This is a genomic window from Bordetella saccharivorans, assembly GCF_045862855.1.
GTDB lineage: Bacteria > Pseudomonadota > Gammaproteobacteria > Burkholderiales > Burkholderiaceae_B > Bordetella_A > Bordetella_A petrii_F.
In genome coordinates this window covers 43,579-60,149 of sequence record NZ_BAAFZO010000001.1, presented here as the reverse complement: position 1 = coordinate 60,149, position 16,571 = coordinate 43,579, and the positions used below count along the sequence as shown (strand labels likewise).

12 protein-coding genes and 1 tRNA gene are annotated in these 16,571 nt (G+C 69.6%); 6 read left to right on the top strand and 7 right to left on the bottom strand.

All coding sequences use genetic code 11. The features are described 5' to 3' along the window. Window positions 1-29: 29 nt before the first annotated feature. Together ACKTT0_RS00260 and ACKTT0_RS00255 are read right to left on the bottom strand one after the other, a co-directional pair. Complete coding sequence (locus ACKTT0_RS00260; protein WP_407847158.1) at window positions 30-323, bottom strand: ArsR/SmtB family transcription factor; 294 nt, start codon at window positions 321-323, stop codon at window positions 30-32. 128 nt (window positions 324-451) lie between these two features. Beyond that, on the bottom strand, window positions 452-1,255 hold the full coding sequence (locus ACKTT0_RS00255) for an AraC family transcriptional regulator (protein ID WP_407847156.1): 804 nt from the start codon (window positions 1,253-1,255) through the stop codon (window positions 452-454). A gap of 127 nt (window positions 1,256-1,382) precedes the next feature. Between ACKTT0_RS00255 and ACKTT0_RS00250 the strand changes: the two genes are divergently transcribed. From ACKTT0_RS00250 to ACKTT0_RS00235, 4 genes are all read left to right on the top strand, one after another. Beyond that, the gene (locus tag ACKTT0_RS00250) at window positions 1,383-2,654 is read left to right on the top strand and encodes an MFS transporter (protein WP_407847154.1); all 1,272 of its coding nucleotides are present in this window, start codon (window positions 1,383-1,385) and stop codon (window positions 2,652-2,654) included. 32 nt (window positions 2,655-2,686) lie between these two features. Next, window positions 2,687-2,763: transfer RNA gene (locus tag ACKTT0_RS00245), tRNA-Arg, on the top strand. Window positions 2,764-3,037: 274 nt separating this feature from the next. Beyond that, complete coding sequence (locus ACKTT0_RS00240; RefSeq protein WP_407852354.1) at window positions 3,038-4,507, top strand: amidase; 1,470 nt, start codon at window positions 3,038-3,040, stop codon at window positions 4,505-4,507. 64 nt (window positions 4,508-4,571) lie between these two features. Continuing rightward, the gene (locus ACKTT0_RS00235; RefSeq protein WP_407847152.1) at window positions 4,572-5,891 is read left to right on the top strand and encodes an MFS transporter; all 1,320 of its coding nucleotides are present in this window, start codon (window positions 4,572-4,574) and stop codon (window positions 5,889-5,891) included. A 106-nt stretch (window positions 5,892-5,997) separates the two neighbouring features. On the opposite strand, the gene ACKTT0_RS00230 is transcribed toward ACKTT0_RS00235, so the two are convergent. Together ACKTT0_RS00230 and ACKTT0_RS00225 are read right to left on the bottom strand one after the other, a co-directional pair. Then, entirely contained in the window at window positions 5,998-8,052 is a 2,055-nt protein-coding gene (locus ACKTT0_RS00230; protein WP_407852353.1) for a TonB-dependent siderophore receptor, read from the bottom strand. A 214-nt stretch (window positions 8,053-8,266) separates the two neighbouring features. After that, window positions 8,267-8,809 (bottom strand): MarR family winged helix-turn-helix transcriptional regulator, encoded by a 543-nt coding sequence (locus ACKTT0_RS00225; RefSeq protein ID WP_407847151.1) that lies wholly within the window; start codon window positions 8,807-8,809, stop codon window positions 8,267-8,269. A 107-nt stretch (window positions 8,810-8,916) separates the two neighbouring features. Between ACKTT0_RS00225 and ACKTT0_RS00220 the strand changes: the two genes are divergently transcribed. Both ACKTT0_RS00220 and ACKTT0_RS00215 read left to right on the top strand, forming a co-directional pair. Then, complete coding sequence (locus ACKTT0_RS00220; protein WP_407847149.1) at window positions 8,917-9,879, top strand: Bug family tripartite tricarboxylate transporter substrate binding protein; 963 nt, start codon at window positions 8,917-8,919, stop codon at window positions 9,877-9,879. 17 nt (window positions 9,880-9,896) lie between these two features. Next, window positions 9,897-11,465 (top strand): sulfatase-like hydrolase/transferase, encoded by a 1,569-nt coding sequence (locus ACKTT0_RS00215; RefSeq protein ID WP_407847147.1) that lies wholly within the window; start codon window positions 9,897-9,899, stop codon window positions 11,463-11,465. A gap of 34 nt (window positions 11,466-11,499) precedes the next feature. Here ACKTT0_RS00215 and ACKTT0_RS00210 read toward each other — a convergent pair whose 3' ends face one another. The 3 genes from ACKTT0_RS00210 to ACKTT0_RS00200 all read right to left on the bottom strand — a co-directional run bounded on the left by ACKTT0_RS00210 (window position 11,500) and on the right by ACKTT0_RS00200 (window position 16,555). Then, on the bottom strand, window positions 11,500-15,075 hold the full coding sequence (locus ACKTT0_RS00210; protein ID WP_407847145.1) for an ABC transporter ATP-binding protein/permease: 3,576 nt from the start codon (window positions 15,073-15,075) through the stop codon (window positions 11,500-11,502). Window positions 15,076-15,121: 46 nt separating this feature from the next. After that, window positions 15,122-15,727 carry a transglycosylase SLT domain-containing protein gene (locus tag ACKTT0_RS00205; RefSeq protein ID WP_028354688.1) on the bottom strand — a complete coding sequence of 202 codons (606 nt, stop codon included), beginning with the start codon at window positions 15,725-15,727 and terminating at the stop codon, window positions 15,122-15,124. A gap of 84 nt (window positions 15,728-15,811) precedes the next feature. After that, complete coding sequence (locus ACKTT0_RS00200; RefSeq protein ID WP_407847143.1) at window positions 15,812-16,555, bottom strand: GntR family transcriptional regulator; 744 nt, start codon at window positions 16,553-16,555, stop codon at window positions 15,812-15,814. Between the last annotated feature and the right edge of the window lie 16 nt (window positions 16,556-16,571).

The window sequence follows — 16,571 nt, the reverse complement described above, 5'->3', positions numbered from 1 at the left end:
GTGAAAGTGAAGGAGGGCGGGACCGGACCTCAGAGTTCCTGGTCGAGCGCGCGCAGGAACGCCGCGATGGTGTCCTCGTTGCGCTTGTAGAAGATCCATTGGCCGACGCGGCGCGTCGTGACCAGTCCGGCGCGCTGCAAGGTGGCCAGGTGCGTCGACATGGTGGACTGCGACAGGCCGCAGCGCTCGAATTGCCCGGCGCACACGCCGAGTTCGAGCGGGTGTTCCTGGTCGGCGAAATGCCGTTCGGGTTCCTTGAGCCATTGCAGGATGTCGCGGCGCACCGGGTTGGCGAGCGCCTTGATGATGAGATCGAGGTCCATGTGCGAGCCTGGGTTTATATCGGGTTTCTTCGAATTATAGATCTATAAATCTAGATATTCAAATATATAGATATGCACAGGCGGCGGCGCCCGGCCCCCGGGCCCGGGCAAGGCGCGGGAATGCCGCGTCATTCGTTGCGCAGGTAGTGCTGCGGCGGCGCACCCAGAGCGCGGCGGAACATGGCGCTGAACGCGCTCGAGCTGCGGTAGCCCAGCTCGGCTGCCACCCGCGCCACCGGCTGGCCCAGCGCCAGGCGGCGCAGCGCGTCGGCCAGCCGCACCTGCTGCACCCATTGCCGGTAGTTCAGGCCCAGCTCGGCCTGGAACAGCCGGATCAGCGTGCGGCCGCTGGCGCCCACTTCGTCGCCCCAGTCGTGCACGGTGCGCGTCAGGCTGGGCTGTGCCAGGATCGCCCGGCAGACCGTCTGCAGGCGGCGATCCTGCGGCCAGGGGATCTGGATGGGGATGACCGGCGCGGCGCGCAGCTCGGTCAGCAGCAGCGCGGCGATCTGGCCGCCGCGGCCGTCGAGGTCGTATTCGATGGGCTCGGCCGCCAGCGCCAGCACCAGCTCGCGCAGCAGCGGCGATACCTCCACTACCTGGCAGCGGTCCCATAGCAAACGCGCCGCCTCGGCGTGCACGTAGAGCGTGCGCATCAGCACCTTGTCGACCATCTGGACGCCGTGCAGGGTATCCGGCGGCACCCACAGCGCGCGCAGCGGCGGCAGCGTCCAGAAGCCGCCGGGCGTGCTGACGCGCATGACGCCCTCGATGGCGTAGATCAGCTGGCCGCGCGGGTGGGTGTGCGGCCCAGTGGTGGCACTGGGCACGAAATCCTTGGCCATGGCCGTGACCAGGCGCGGCACGTGCTGGTAGTCGTCGGCGACGCGGCTGCGCGTAGGGTCCAGGGGCGGAGCGAGGCGGCGGGGCATGGCGGAGGATGGGGTTGTCATTTGTGCGACAAAAGTTGGCACTTCCGCGCATTCGGGACTTTATACACTGTTTGTTCGCGGCCGCGTCGCCTTTTGCGGCGCCGCCGTTTTTGCATCCTGGAGAGCCATGACACCCCCGCCAGCCGCCGGGTCCGCGCCGGCACCTGCCCCGTCGACCGCCTTCAAGGTATTGGGCGCCATCAGCGTGGCGCACATGATGAACGACATGATCCAGTCGATCCTGTTGGCCATCTATCCCATGCTGAAGGATTCGTTCAACCTCAGCTTCGCCCAGATCGGCCTGATCACGCTCACCTACCAGATCGCCGCGTCGCTGCTGCAGCCGTGCATCGGCCTCTATACCGACAAGCGGCCCACCACGTATTCGCTGCCGGTGGGCATGGGCTTCACTTTGGTCGGGCTGCTGCTGCTGGCGTTCGCGCCGTCGTTGCCCTACCTGCTGGTGGCGGCCGCGCTGGTCGGGACCGGCTCGTCGGTGTTCCACCCGGAATCGTCGCGGGTGGCGCGCATGGCCTCCGGCGGGCGGCACGGCCTGGCGCAGTCGCTGTTCCAGGTGGGCGGCAATGTGGGCTCGGCCCTCGGCCCCTTGCTGGCGGCCCTGTTCATCATCCCGCACGGGCAGGCCAGCGTGGCCTGGTTCTCGCTGGCGGCGCTGTTCGGCATGGTCGTCCTGGTGGGCATCGGCCGCTGGTACGGCGCCAACCGCGCGCTGCTCAAGCCGCGCGCCCGCGCGGCCGGCGACGCCGACGTGCTGGGCCGCGGCAAGGTGCTGTGGGCGCTGGCGATCCTGGGCGTGCTGATTTTCTCCAAGTACTTCTACCTGGCCAGCCTGAACAGCTATTTCACTTTCTACCTGATCGACAAGTTCGACCTGTCGGTGCGTTCGGCGCAGCTGTACCTGTTCCTGTTCCTGGCGGCGGTGGCCTTCGGCACGGTGGCCGGCGGCCCGGTGGGCGACCGGATCGGGCGCAAGATCGTGATCTGGGTGTCCATCCTGGGCGTGGCGCCGTTCACCCTGATGCTGCCGCATGCCAACCTGTTCTGGACCGGGGTGCTGGTGGTGGTGATCGGCGTGGTGCTGGCCTCGGCCTTTTCGGCCATCGTGGTATATGCGCAGGAGCTGGTGCCGGGCAAGGTGGGCATGATCGCCGGCCTGTTCTTCGGCTTCGCCTTCGGCATGGGCGGGCTGGGCGCCGCGGCGCTGGGCAAGCTGGCCGACATGACCAGCATCGCCTATGTGTACGAGGTGTGCGCCTACCTGCCGCTGCTGGGCCTGGTCGCCTTCCTGCTGCCGGATATCGAGCGCGGCAAGGCCAAGGCCGCCGGGCTGGCGTTGAGCCCGCAAATGGGCGGCGCCGCAACCAGGCTGGACAAATAGGAAATCTCCGTTATAATTTCGCCTCTTTACCAGCGCCCGTAGCTCAGTTGGATAGAGTACTTGGCTACGAACCAAGGGGTCGTGGGTTCGAATCCTGCCGGGCGCGCCATATTCAAGAAGGGCCTGCATATGCATATATGCAGGCCCTTTTCTTTGCCTGCGCGCCTCCTTGCCCGCCCGCCGCGTGCCGGCCATGCCGCCTGGCATGCCGAGGTGCCGCGAAGACTGCGCCGCCGCCGTGGGCCATGCTTGGCCATGGCCTGTACACACTCCCTATTTGGTATACGGATTTACCCGAATCCGGCATTCTTAGCCGTATATTTCCCTTGTTTTTATGTATATAGTATACAAAACAAGGGAGGGAACCCGTGGCTGTCGAATACCTGGCCGACGCCGCCGAGCAGGCGGCTCCGGATGGCTTGTCGTGTTGCCACTGGCCGCTGTGGCGCCTGAGCGAGGCGCTGCGGGCCGGCGAGATCTGCGCGCTGGACCTGGTTGATCATTGCGAGGCCGCGTTCCGGCGCGACCATGCCGCGGTCAACGCGCTGCCGCTGCACGACTACGATGCCGCGCGGCAGGCCGCCCGCCGGTCGGACGCCGAGCGCCGCGCCGGGCGCGAGTCCGGCGTGCTGCATGGCATTCCGTTCTCGATCAAGGAGTCGTTCGACGTGGCGGGCTGGCCCACCACCTGCGGCGACCCCGCGCACGCCGGCAATATCGCGGCGCGCGACGCGGCCGTGACGGCCCGCCTGCGGCGGGCCGGCGCCATCCTGGTGGGCAAGTCCAACGTGCCGTGCCACCTGCGCGACTGGCAGAGCTATAACGCCTTGCACGGCACCACCCGCAACCCCCACGACCTGTCGCGCACGCCGGGCGGCTCCTCGGGCGGCAGCGCGGCGGCGGTCTGCACTGGCATGAGCGTGTTCGACGTGGGGTCGGACATCGGCTCGTCGCTGCGCAATCCCGCGCACTATTGCGGCATTTTTTCGCACAAGAGCACGCACGGCCTGGTGTCGCTCGCCGGCCATGGCATCGCCGGCGACGACCCCGCGCCCGACATCAACGTGGCCGGCCCGCTGGCGCGCTCGGCGCGCGACCTGGAAATCATCCTGCGCGTGCTGGCCGACGATGCGGCGCAACTGCCCGCGCCGCGGCCGGCGCACCTGGCCGATTGCCGCGTCGCGGTGCTGCCGACCCATCCATTCGCCCCGGCCGATGGCGACGTGGCCGGCGTCCTCGAGGCGCTGGGCCGCGACCTGGAGCGCGCCGGCGCCTCGGTGGCCTGGAATGCCGTGCCGGACATCGATGCGGCCGAACTGTGGCGCACCTACGTGCTGATGCTGCGCGCCGCCACCTCGCTCTACGCGGACGACACCGCCTATGCCGCCCTGCGGGCCCGCGCAAGGGCCGTCGACCCGCGCGACGACAGCTACGCCGCGCTGCAGTACCGCGGCGCCGCCCTGGATCATCGCGCCTGGCTGCAACTGGCCCGGGCGCGCCGACGCTTCGCGCGCGCCTGGGAGGCCTTCTTCGAGCGCCACGACGTGCTGCTGTGCCCGGCCGCCGCCACCGCCGCTTTCCCGCTCGACGAGACGGGCGAACCCTGGCAGCGGACGTTGACGGTGAACGGCCAGCCGCAGCCCATGACCACCCAGTTGTTCTGGGCCGGGTACTCCGGCCTGTGCGGCCTGCCCTCCACCGTGGCGCCGGCCGGCCGCGACCCCGCCGGCCTGCCGGTGGGCGTGCAGATCGTCGCCAGCCGGGCGCATGACCTGACGTCCCTGCGCGTGGCGCAATGGCTGGAGGCGCGGGGCTACGCCTACCGTCCGCCCGCCGCGGCGCGCGTCGCTTGAACCGCCGCGGGGCCGGCCGCCCCGCACGATTGTCCATGCCGCAAGAAACTGAGGGGGAATACCGATGTTCAGCTGGTTCAAAGACCTGACGCACATGGAGCGCAAGGGGTTCTACGGCGCTTTCCTGGGGCATGCAGTCGACGTCTTCGACTTCATGATCTATTCGTTCCTGATTTCCACGCTGCTGGCGCAGTGGGACATGAGCAAGTCCGAGGCTGGCGCCATCGTCACGTATACGCTGGTGTCGTCGCTGGTGGGCGCCATCGTGGCCGGCATGCTGGCCGACCGCTACGGCCGCGTGCGGGTGCTGCGCTGGACCATCGTGGTGTTCGCGTTCGCCTGCTTCCTGTGCGGCCTGGCCACCAGCCCCGAGCAGTTGATGGTGTTCCGGATCATCCAGGGCCTCGGTTTCGGCGGCGAATCGTCGCTGTGCATGGTGCTGGTGACCGAGATGATCCGCAACCCGGCGCATCGCGGCAAGTATTCGGGCTTCACCGCCAGCAGCTATTCGTTCGGCTGGGGCGCGGCGGCGCTGGCGTACGCGCTGATGTTCTCGGTGTTGCCGCCCGAATACGCGTGGCGCGCCTGCTTCTTCCTGGGCGTGCTGCCGGCGTTCGTGGTCATCTACCTGCGCCGCAACCTGGTCGAACCGGAAGTCTACGTGAAGGCGCGCGCCACGGCGCAGGCGGTGCCGCCGAAGCAGAACCTCGCGCGCGTGTTCAAGATGCCCCTGCTGGGCAAGACCGTGCTGTGCAGCCTGCTGTCGGGCGGCATGCTGGGCGGCTACTATGCCATCGCGACGTGGCTGCCCACCTACCTGAAGACCGAGCGCGGGCTGTCAGTGTTCGGCACCAGTTCCTACCTGGTGGTGATGATCCTGGGGTCCTTCCTCGGCTACGTGGCGGGCGCCTACGCCACCGACCGGCTGGGCCGGCGCGCCACTTATGTGCTGTTCGCCGTCGGCGCGCTGGCGATGGCGCTGTGCTACATGATGATCCCGATTTCCAACACCTCGATGCTGTTCCTCGGCTTTCCGCTCGGCATCCTGATGCAGGGCATGTTCTCGGGCATCGGCGCGACGATCTCGGAGTCCTATCCCAGCAGCGTGCGCGCGACCGGCTACGGCGTGTCGTACAACGTCGGCCGCGTGATCGGCTCGTTCTTTCCGCTCACGGTCGGCTGGCTCAGCTCCGGCCGCCTGGGGCTCGGCCTGGCGATCGCGGTCGTGGCCGGCGTTGGCTACGGCATGGTGATCCTGGCCGCCTTGCTGCTGCCCGAGACCAAGGGCCTCGACCTGAACGAGATCGAGGACGCCGCGCCGGAAGACGCCGCGAACGACGCGGCGGGGATGGTGGGCAGCCCGGGCGCGGCGGCGGGACGTTGATCAATGAGCGAGAGGTGTCAGACACGCAAGGTGTCTGACACCTGTTCGAGGGGGAGGGCGGTGTCAGACGCCTTGCGTGTCTGACACCTTCACCAGGAACTGCGCTTCAGAACCGGTACGCCGCGCTCAGCGTCACGGTGCGGCGCTGGCCATAGAAGCAGTCGCCCCGTTCCAGGCAGGTGACTTCATAGCTCTTGTCGGCGATGTTGTTCACGTTCAGCGCGTAGCGCCAGGAGCCGCTGTCGTAGGCCAGCATGGCGTCGAACAGCGTCACCGATGGCGTTTCCGGCGCGCTGCCGGTGGTGAAGGCGCCCAGGTAGCGCACGCCGGCCCCGGCCGAGAAGCCGGACACGCCCGCCACCGCGAAGCGGTACTTGCCCCAGAGCGACGCCATGTGCTTGGGCACGCCTTCCAGGGCCGGGTCGATGTCGGTGTAGATGTAGTTGGCGATCACATCCATCTGCTTGGTCACGCGGCCGCGGAACTCCAGCTCCACGCCGCGCGTCTTGGTCTTGCCGGCCTGGATCTGGTTGTTGGGGTTGGCGGGGTCCGGCACCTGGCGATTCTTTTCGCGCAGGTCGTACACCGCCGCGGTGACTTGCAGGTCCTGCTCGGGCGGCATGTACTTCAGGCCGGCTTCCCACTGTTTGCCGCGCATCGGCTTGTAGCGATTGTTGTAGAAATCGGTGCCGGCCACGGGCGTGAACGACTCGCTGTAGCTCAGGTAAGGCGACACGCCGTTGTCGAAGGCATACAGCAGGCCGAAACGCTTGGTGGTGGCGTTGTCGGTTTCGCGGTCGCTGCCTTCCACGTCGCTGCGGGCGCGGTCGTGGCGCAAACCCGCCACGAAGATCCAGTTGCCATAGCGGACCTGGTCCTGCGCGTAGAAGCCCATTTGCTGCTGCTTGGTCTTGGGCGTGTCGGTCAGCTCGTATTCGGGGATGTTGCCGTAGACGGGGTTGTACACGTTCAGCGGGCTGCCCATGCCCCCGGCGGTCTGCCCGGTTTCGCGGTAGCGGCTGTAGTCGAAGCCGAACAGCACGGTGTGCTCGGTGGCGCCCCAGTCCAGCTTGCCTTCCAGGTGCTGGTCGGCCAGCAGCGTGCGCATGCGCGGCTTGGTGACGTAGAAGATCCGGTTCAGCGTGCTTTGCTCGGGGTCGATGAACGGGTTGTCCGGGTTCGAGTAGACATCCGGATACAGCGATTTGTAGTCGACCTTGCTGATGGTATTGCGGAAGTTCTGGCGCACCGTCCAGCGGTCGTTGAACTTGTGCTCGAACAGCCAGCCCACGCTGAACTGCTCGGTATCGTAGGCGTCGAAACCCGGCTCGCTGACGAAGCGACGGGTCGGGATGCGGCCGTTGGGGTTGTCCAGCACCGTGCCTTTCCACGGCAGGAACGATTGGGTGGTGCCCGCCTTGTCCTTCTGGAAATAGCCCTGCAGGGTCAGCGTGGTGGCGGCGCTGGGCTGCCAGGTCAACGACGGCGCCAGCATCAGGCGGTCGTCGTTGGCGTGCTGCACCTGGGTGTCGCTGTCGCGCGCCACGGCCACCACGCGGTACAGCCATTCGCCGTCTTCGGTCAGCGGGCCGGTCAGGTCGGCCTGCACTTCCTTGCGGTTGTGGTTGCCCAGCACCACGCCGATTTCGCGCTGTGCCTCGGGCTGCGGGCGCTTGCTGACCAGGTTCAGCACGCCACCCGTGCTGCCCTGGCCATACAGCATGGACGACGGGCCGCGCAGCAGCTCGATGCGTTCCAGTGCGTAGACGTCGGTGCGCGGATTGTTATAGCTGAAGAACTGGCGCAGGCCGTCCAGGTACTGCACCGGCTCGACCCCGCGCACGCGCACGTAGTCGGCGCGGTTGTCCACGCCATAGGCGTTGGGACGCACGCCGGCCGCATAATTCAAGGCGTCCTGCACGTTCTGGGCGCCCTGGTCGACGATCTGGTCGCGCGGAATCACCGTAATGGCCTGCGGGGTTTCGCGCAACGAGGTGTCGGTCTTGGTGCCGGTGGCGCTGCGCCGGGCGGCATAGCCGATCACCGGGCCGGTGGCGGTTTCCTGGCTGCCGGTCACTTGCACGGCCGGCAGGGTGGCGGCGTCGCCGGCCTCGGCCTGCTGGGCCCGGGCGGCGGACGCGGCCAGGCAGGCGGCCAGCATGGTCAGGGCGAATACGGGCGTCTGGCGGGCGACGCGGGCTCGCGTATGGACTGTCAAAGGGGATCCCCAATCGAAGAAGTATCTTGTCTTGGAATAATAACGATTTCTATTCCGAACGGGATTATAGGCAGGATCCCGGGCGTTGCGCAAAGCTCGCCGGGTGCCGCGCAAAGGCAACAGGCCTGTGCCGCCCCCCTCCCGGCGCGGGCGGGCCCTAGTCCTCGGCGGGGCCGGCGCGCCGGGCCGCGGCGCGGCGCGTGCCGCCCTGGCGGCGGCTGGCCTTGTCGGCCACCACGTTGTCGGTAGCCATGCGCGCCCCGCGCTCGGCCACTATCTGCAGCAGGCGCAGCAACTGGCGCGCTTCGTCGGCCGACAGGTCGGCCATCAGCAGCTCATTCAAGCGGGCGACTTCCGGCAGCATGGCGCGATACAGCGCCTCGCCGTCCGGGGTGGCCATGACGTTGGCGACGCGCCGGTCGCGCGCATCGCGCACGCGCGCGACCCAGCCTTTCTCGCTGAGCGAGCCCAGTGCCCGCGAGGTGCGCACCAGGTCCAGGCGGGCGGTGGCCGCCAGTTCCGCCGAGGTCAGGGGACCGTATTCGACGGTCGCGGCCAGCAGCCGCCATTCGCGGCGGGTGATGCCGAAGCGCCCTTCGCACAGGCGCACGAACACCGGGCTGGCCTGCGACCAGGCCTGGTACAGGCAATACATGGGCATGTCCGCCAGGTGGTCGGGCGGCGGTGGCGCGCTGGGCATGCGGGGGCTCTCCTGGGGCGGTTTTGTAGTTATGCCGATATTGGATTAGATCAAGAAAAGCCTCCGTTGCTACAGTCTTTGCGCACACAAAAACACAGGAGGAAGACATGTTCAAACGGATACTGGCCGCGCTCGCGGCCTGTGCGCTGGCCGTGCCGGCCTGGGCGGCGGCGCCGCTGGACGGGCCCTTGACCATCGTGGTCGGATACCCGCCGGGCGGCAGTTCCGACCGCATCGCCCGGCTGGTGGCCGAGCGGCTGAAGGACCGCGTCGGCGTCGCCGTCATCGTCGAGAACAAGACCGGCGCGGGCGGCCGCATTGCGGCGCAAACGCTGCGCAGCGCCGGCGCCGGCCAGAACGTGCTGCTGCTCGGCAACCCGGCGGTGATGGTGGTGGCGCCGCTGGTCTACGAAGATCCGGGCTATGACGCGCAGCGCGATTTCCGGCCAGTGTCGCTGGTCAGCAGCTACCAGTTCGCGCTGGCGGTATCGGCCGATTCCCCCATGCGCGACCTGCCGTCGCTGCGGCAGTGGCTCAAGGCCAACCCCGAGCGCTTCACCGTGGGCGTGCCGGCGACCGGCAGCCTGCCGCATTTCTTCGCGCTGATGCTGGGCGACGAAATCGGCCTGGCGGCCGAAGTGGTGGGATACCGCGGTTCCGGGCCGCTGATCAGCGAACTGATCGGCGGCATCCTGCCGCAGGCCATCGACACGCTCGATACGCTGCTGCCGCAGCACCAGGGCGGCCGCGTGCGCATCCTGGCGACCTCCGGCGCCCAGCGCGATCCGGCCCTGCCGGACGTTCCCACCTTCCGCGAGACAGGGGTCGACCTGGCCGCCGACGGCTGGAACGCCTTCTTCGCGCCGGCCGCGATGCCGCAGGAAAAGGCCGAGCGCCTGGCGCGCGAGATCGCGGCCGTAATGCGCGAGCCGGCCATGCAGCAGGCGGTGCGGGCGGCCAACCTGGTGCCGGTATCGGCCGACGCGCAACAGACGGCGCGGGCGCTGGCCGCCTACCGGCAGCAATGGGAGCCGGTCGTGCGCCGCTCCGGCTTCAAGGCTACGCAATAGCGCAAGGGTGGCATTTCATGAGCGATATCCAGAATGTGCTGTTCATCATGGCCGACCAGTTGCGCGCCGATCACCTGGGCTGCTATGGGCATCCGTATCTGCGCACCCCCAACCTGGACGCGCTGGCGGCGCGCGGCGTGCGTTTCGAGCGGGCGTTCGTCAACGCCGGCGTGTGCGGCCCGTCGCGCATGAGCTATTACACCGGCCGCTATCCGTCCAGCCACGGCGCTACGTGGAACCGCGTGCCGCTGTCGGTGGGCGAAGTGACGCTGGGCGAATACCTGGCCGGCCGCGAGCGCGACCTGGTGCTGATCGGCAAGAGCCACGTCATCCCGGATCGCGCCGGCATGGAGCGCCTGGCCATCGACGGCGGCTCGGAGCTGGGCGCCTTGCTGGCGCGCGGCAGTTTCCGCGAGGCCGACCGCTACGACGGCCACCACGAGCCGGGCGAGGAGAGCGGCTATCCCGCCTTCCTGCGTCGTCATGGTTATGACTCGGCCGACCCCTGGACGGACTACGTCATCGCGGCGGTGGACGGCGACGGGCAGGTCGTCAGCGGCTGGCACATGCGCAATACCCACTTGCCCTCGCGCGTGCGCGAGGCGCATTCCGAAACGGCCTACACGACCGACTGCGCGCTGCAATTCATGCGCCAGCGCGGCGCGCAGCCCTGGGCCCTGCACCTGAGCTATGTCAAGCCGCACTGGCCTTACATGGCGCCCGATCCCTATCACCGCATGTACAGCAGCGACCAATGCCTGCCGGTGGTGCGCAACCAGCGCGAGCTGGCGGGCGCGCACCCGGTGCTGCAGGCGTACCGGCAGCACGAGGAAAGCCGCAGCTTCGCGCGCGACGAATGCGTGCGCACCGTGCGGCCGGCCTACCAGGGCCTGGTCAGCCAGCTCGACACGCACCTGGGCCGCCTGTTCGACTACATGGAAGGGGCCGGCCTGATGCGCAACACGCTGATCGTCTTCACCTCGGACCATGGCGATTTCCTGGGCGACCATTGGCTGGGCGAAAAGGAACTGTTCTACGACACCGTGCAGCGCGTGCCGCTGATCGTGATGGACCCGGGCGCCGCGGCCGACGCCACGCGCGGGCGCGTCGAGCGCCGGCTGGTGGAAAGCGTGGACATCGTGCCGACCATTCTGAACGCGCTCGGCGCGCCGCTGCCCGGGCACCGGCTGGAAGGCCGCGGGCTGCAGCCGCTGTTGCACGGCGCGGATGACGGCCTGGCATGGCGCGACGCCGCGGTGTCGGAACTCGACTACAGCTTCCGGCAGGCGCGCGTGGCGCTGGGCAAGACACCGCAGCAGGCGCGCGCCTGGTCGGTGCGCACCGAGCGCTGGCGCTATGTGTACTGGCTGGACGAACCCGAGCAGCTGTACGACCTGCAGGCCGATCCGGACGAGTTCGAAGACCTGGGCGCCAGCGCCACGCATGCCGGGGTGCGCGCCGAGATGCGCCAGCGGCTGCTGGAATGGTCGCTGCGCGCGAAGCGGCGCACCACCATGTCCGATGGCGCGGTCGAGCAGTCCACCAACGCCCACAAGCGCGCGGGCATATTCTTCGGCCAATGGTAGCCGGCGGCCGGCGCCGCCCGGCGCCGGCGCGGCGTCACGCCACCTGGCGCGCCGCCGTCATCTGCCGGTTCACCAGGTGCGCGTAGGCGCCCCCGCGCCGTAGCAGGGCGTCGTGCGTGCCCGCCTCGACGATGCGGCCGCCGTCCACCACCGCGATGGTATCGGCCTGCCGGATGGTCGACAGCCGGTGCGCGATGATCAGGGTGGTGCGGTGGCGCATCAACTCGGCCAGCGCCCGGTGCACCTGGGCCTCGCTGATCGCATCCAGGTGCGACGTGGCCTCGTCCAGGATCAGCACCGGCGCGTCGCGCAGGAAGGCGCGCGCGATGGCGATGCGCTGGCGCTGTCCGCCGGACAGCGCGACGCCGCGCTCGCCCACCCGCGTGTTCAGCCCGTCGGGCAGCCCCGCCACGAAGTCCGCCAGGGCCGCGCGCTCGATGGCCAGGGCCAGCTCGGCCGCGCCGGCATCGGGCCGCGCCAGGCGGATGTTGTCTTCCAGCGTGCCGTTGAGCAGCCAGGTGTCCTGGGCCACCAGCGCGATGCGGCGGTACAGCGCGTCCAGCGTCAATTCGGGCAGGCCGACGCCGCCGATGCGCACGGTGCCCCGCTGCGGATCCCAGAAGCGCAGCAGCAGGCTGGCCAGCGTGCTCTTGCCCGCCCCGGACGGGCCCACCAGCGCCAGCGTGGCGCCGGCCGGCAAGTCCAGCGAGACGCCGCTCAGCGCGGGCCGGGCGCGGCCGGGATAGGTGAATGTCACGTCCTCGAAGGCCAGCGGCAGGCCGGCCACGGCCATGGGCGGGTCGAGCGGCCCGTCGGCGATGTGCACCGGCTCATCGTGGATGGCGCGCAGGCGGCGGGTCGAGGCCAGCGTATCGGCCAGTTGCCGGCTGACCTGGGCGATCTCCGAGACCGGCAGGAAAGCCGACACTGATAGCAGGATCAGCAGCGGCAGCAGCCCGGCGGCCAGCCCGCCCTGCGCCACCCACCAGGCGCCGGTGGCGGCGACCGCCAGCCCACCCAGCCCGGTGGCGATCTCGAGCAGGGCGCCCTGGCGCGACAGGTCGGCCAGCAGCGCCAGCCGGACTGTCTGGTAGTCGCGGGCGATGGCCAGGAAGGCGGCGCGGCGCCGCCCGGTGGCCGAGAAGGCCACCAGGTCCGACAGGCCCTGGATACTCTCGGCCAGGTGCGCGCTGAGCAGGCCCAGCGCCTGCCGGGCGCGGCTGCCCTCGGCGTCCACGCGGGCGCGGCTCAGCCAGGGGGACGCGCCGGCCCACAGCAGGAACGGCAGCAGCGCCACCATCAGCGGCCAGGCGGTGGCGCCGAGAATCGCCACCACCAAGGCCGGCACCAGCACCGCCACGAAGGCCGGCGCCACGGTGTGCGCGAAGAAGTATTCGACCGTTTCGACGTCCTGCGTGGCCAGGCCGACCAGGTCGCCGGCGCGGCGCCGCAGCAGGTAGGCTGGCGCCAGCGCCTCCAGCTTGCGATACAGCGCGATGCGCATTTCGGCCAGCAACTGGTAGGCGATGGCATGCGCCAGCCACGACTCGATCCAGTGCAGCGCGGCCGCCGCCACCGCCGCCACGAACAGCGCGGCCAGCAGGCCGTCGAATGGCTCGCCGTTCTTGAGCCGGGCGATCACCAGCGCGCCCAGCACCGACACGCCGATGAAGGCCGCCACCCGCCCGACGCCGCTGGCCACGGTGATGGCGAACTGCCGCTTCCAGGGGCGGATGATGTCCAGCAGGGTGCCCAGCACTTGGCGCGTGCCGATGTGGCGCGCCTCGTCTTCGAGCGGCAGCGGGGCGGGGCGGTCGGCGGCGTGGCCGTCGGCGTCCGGCGTGCCGGCCGCGCCCGCGGCCGGCAGGTCGAGCGTCTCGGCCGGCCCCTGCTGCGCGCCCATCAGGCGCCGGTACAGCGTGTCGCCGGCCATCAGCGTGGCGTGCGTGCCGGTCTCGACGATGCGTCCGCCGTCCAGCACCAGGATGCGGTCGGCATTGATCACGCTGGACAGCCGGTGCGCCAGCACCAGGGTGGTGCGGCCGCGGCTGAGCCGGTCCAGCGCCTGCTGGATCTCGGCCTCGTTCTCGGCATCCACGGACGATAGCGCCTCGTCCAGGACCAGCACCGGCGTGTCGCGCAACAGGGCGCGGGCGATCGCCAGGCGCTGGCGCTGGCCGCCGGAAAGCTGGGTGCCGCGCTCGCCCAGCAAAGTCTGGTAGCCCTGCGGCAGCGCCATGATGAACGTGTGCGCGTTGGCGGCCATGGCGGCGGCGCGCAATTGTTCCGGCGTGGCGTCGGGCCGCGCCAGCAGCAGGTTTTCTTCCACGCTGCCGTGGAACAGCGTGCTGTCCTGGGCGACCAGCGAGATGCGCGCGCGCACGGCTTCGGGATCGAGGCTGCGCAGGTCCTGGCCGCCCAGCTCGATGGCGCCCGCCTGGGGATCGTGCAGGCGCAGCAGCAGGCGCACCAGGGTGGATTTGCCCGAGCCGCTCGGGCCGACGATGCCCACGCGCTCTCCGGGCCGCACGTCGAACGTCATGCCCTGGTGCGTGATGCTGCGTCCGCCCGGATAAGAGAAAGCCACATCGCGGAAGGCGATCGCCAGGCCACCGCGGCCGCCGTCGGGCAGCGTCGCGGCGCCGCCCGACGGCGCGGAGCTGGTGGCTTCCAGCAGGGTGCGCACGCTGGCGGCGGCCGATTGCCCCATCAGGCCCTGGTGCAGGACGGCGCGCATGTCGCGCAGGGGGCGGAAGATCTCCGTGCCGGCCATCAGCACCACCAGCAGCGCGGCCAGTGTCATCTCGCCCTGGGCCACGCGCCAGGCGCCCAGCGCCAGCGCGGCGGCCGCGCCGACGGTGATGCCGATGTCGGTGGCGAAGCGCGCCGAGACCTCGCGCCCCAGCACCTTGAAGGTGTTGTCCGACAGCGCCCGCGCACGCGCCGCCAGCCGGTCGCCCCAGGCGCGGCTCTGGCCGAACGCCTTGAGGGTGGGCAGCCCTTGCATGGCGTCCAGGAATTCCTCGCCGAAGGCCTTGAACGCCTGGGCGCGCCGGCGCGAGGCATCGCGATGGCTGCCGTGCGCCGCCAGCGGCAGGATCAGCGTGATCAGCGCCGCCGCGAGCAGCACCAGGGCCACCGGCCAGTCCCACCAGGCAATGAAAGCGAAGATCACCACCGGGGCGCAGGCGGCAATGAACAGTTGCGGCAGATAGCGGCCGAAGAAGCTCTGCAGCTGTTCGACGCCGTCGATCACCGCCAGCATCACGCCGCCGGTGCGCTGGCCGCCGAACCAGGCCGGGCCCAGCTCGACGATCTTGTCGTAGAGCTGCGCGCGCAGGTTGTCCTGGATGCGCGCCGCGTTGCGGTTGGCCACCAGGTTCAGCGCATGCTCGCAGGCGCCGCGCAGCAGGATGGCGAGGGCCGCGCCGGCCAGCGGCCACCATAGCGCGGCGCCGCCCACGCCGGCGAACAGCCGTGCCAGGAACTGGCCCAGCAGCACGAAGCGGGCGATGCCGGCCGCCAGGCCCAGCAGCCCGAGCAGGGCGCAGCCCAGCATGCGCAGCCGCACGCCGCGCGTCATCGCCCAGAGTGTCGAGTCGAAATACATGTTGCCCCTCTCCTGTAGCCGACAGGATAGCGCAGCCGGGAGGGTGTCAGAACAGGCCGAACAGGCCGCCGCGATTCAAGTCCTTTTCGCACGAGCGGTACTGCGCGCCGAACCGTTCGGCGCGCGCCTGCACCTGCTGGGCCACGCGCTTGAGCCACGCCTTGCCGTCATAGCTGCGGTTGCGATAGCCGGTCCAGCCTTCGTGGTAGTTCAGGTACTGGCCGTAGGCGTCCCACTTGGATACGCCATTCAGGCGCTGCGTCTTGGTCATGTACCAGCCCATGAAGTCCAGCGCGTCGGCCAGGTCGTCGCGGCTGGCCGTCCAGCTGCCCGCCTCGCGCTTGTAGTCGGCCCAGGTCTCGTCCTTGGCCTGGGCATAGCCGTAGGCCGAACTGACCCGGCCCCAGGGAATGAAGCCCAGGAAGTAGTAGCGCGGCGGCAGCGCGTCGTGACGGAAGCTGGATTCCTGGTACATCATCGCGAACGGCACTTGCACCGGCACGCCCCATTTTTTCTGCACGTCGAGCGCGGCGTCATGCCAGTCCGGCTTCTCGCGGAAGATGGCGCAGAGATCCTCGGGGTTGGAGGGCGGCGTGGTGGCGCAGCCCGTCAAGAGCGTCAGCAGGGTCAGCAGCAGCGGCCCACGTCTCATTGCCGGATTCCTTGTGCGGGGGATGGCGGCAATTCTAAGCGGTTCCGCGTGTCACGATAGGGGCTGCCCGACCCGCGCCGGCCATCAGGGCAGCACGTCGCGCGCCAGGATGAATTCGCTGGCGCTCATCAAGTCGGCCACCAGGGCCGCGCGGGCCGCCGCGGGATCCTGGCGCGCGATGGCCGCCACCATGTCGGCATGATGCTGGTGCGCCTCGCCGTGCGTCAGGCGGCGCGGACTGCTGGCGAGGTCATAGTTCAGCACCGGGCCGACCTGCAGCCACAGGCTCTCGACGATCTGCAGCAGCACCGGCATGCGCGCGGCGCGATAGATGGCGAAATGCAGGTTCTTGTTGGCGCGCACCGCCTGGCGCCCGTCGGGCTCGGGCAGTTCGCGCGCCTGGCGGAATTCCTGTTCATGGCGGCGGATGTCGGCCAGCTCGGCGGCGCTGCGGTGCTGCGCCGCCTGTTCGATGGCGAGGCCCTCGAGCTGGATGCGCAGGGTGCGCAATTCCAGGAACCGTTCGCGCGTCATGATGGGCACGCGGATGGCGCGGTTGGGCAGGACTTCGAGCGCCTGTTCGGCCGACAGGCGGCCGACCGCCTCGCGCACCGGCATGGCGCTGGTGCCCACGGTGGCGGCCAGGCCGCGCAGCGTGAAGCGCTGGCCCGGCTCCATCTCGCCCGATTGCAGCAGCTCCTTCAAATCGGCGTAGACCCGGTCCGACAGCGTGTGCCGGACAATTTTTTCCATCTTGCCTTCCAGTTCGGTGGTGGGCGGCAGGCGGTCCGCCGGGTCGGCGGCGGGCAGGGCAGGTGGTTGCGTCACGGGGATTCCCATCGTA

Excerpts from the sequence above, each read along its gene's own strand:
- ACKTT0_RS00260 (WP_407847158.1), bottom strand. The coding sequence starts at position 323 with ATGGACCTCGATCTCATCATCAAGGCGCTCGCCAACCCGGTGCGCCGC.
- ACKTT0_RS00255 (WP_407847156.1), bottom strand. The coding sequence starts at position 1,255 with ATGCCCCGCCGCCTCGCTCCGCCCCTGGACCCTACGCGCAGCCGCGTC.
- ACKTT0_RS00250 (WP_407847154.1), top strand. The coding sequence starts at position 1,383 with ATGACACCCCCGCCAGCCGCCGGGTCCGCGCCGGCACCTGCCCCGTCG.
- ACKTT0_RS00235 (WP_407847152.1), top strand. The coding sequence starts at position 4,572 with ATGTTCAGCTGGTTCAAAGACCTGACGCACATGGAGCGCAAGGGGTTC.
- ACKTT0_RS00230 (WP_407852353.1), bottom strand. The coding sequence starts at position 8,052 with ATGCTGGCCGCCTGCCTGGCCGCGTCCGCCGCCCGGGCCCAGCAGGCC.
- ACKTT0_RS00225 (WP_407847151.1), bottom strand. The coding sequence starts at position 8,809 with ATGCCCAGCGCGCCACCGCCGCCCGACCACCTGGCGGACATGCCCATG.
- ACKTT0_RS00220 (WP_407847149.1), top strand. The coding sequence starts at position 8,917 with ATGTTCAAACGGATACTGGCCGCGCTCGCGGCCTGTGCGCTGGCCGTG.
- ACKTT0_RS00215 (WP_407847147.1), top strand. The coding sequence starts at position 9,897 with ATGAGCGATATCCAGAATGTGCTGTTCATCATGGCCGACCAGTTGCGC.
- ACKTT0_RS00210 (WP_407847145.1), bottom strand. The coding sequence starts at position 15,075 with ATGTATTTCGACTCGACACTCTGGGCGATGACGCGCGGCGTGCGGCTG.
- ACKTT0_RS00205 (WP_028354688.1), bottom strand. The coding sequence starts at position 15,727 with ATGAGACGTGGGCCGCTGCTGCTGACCCTGCTGACGCTCTTGACGGGC.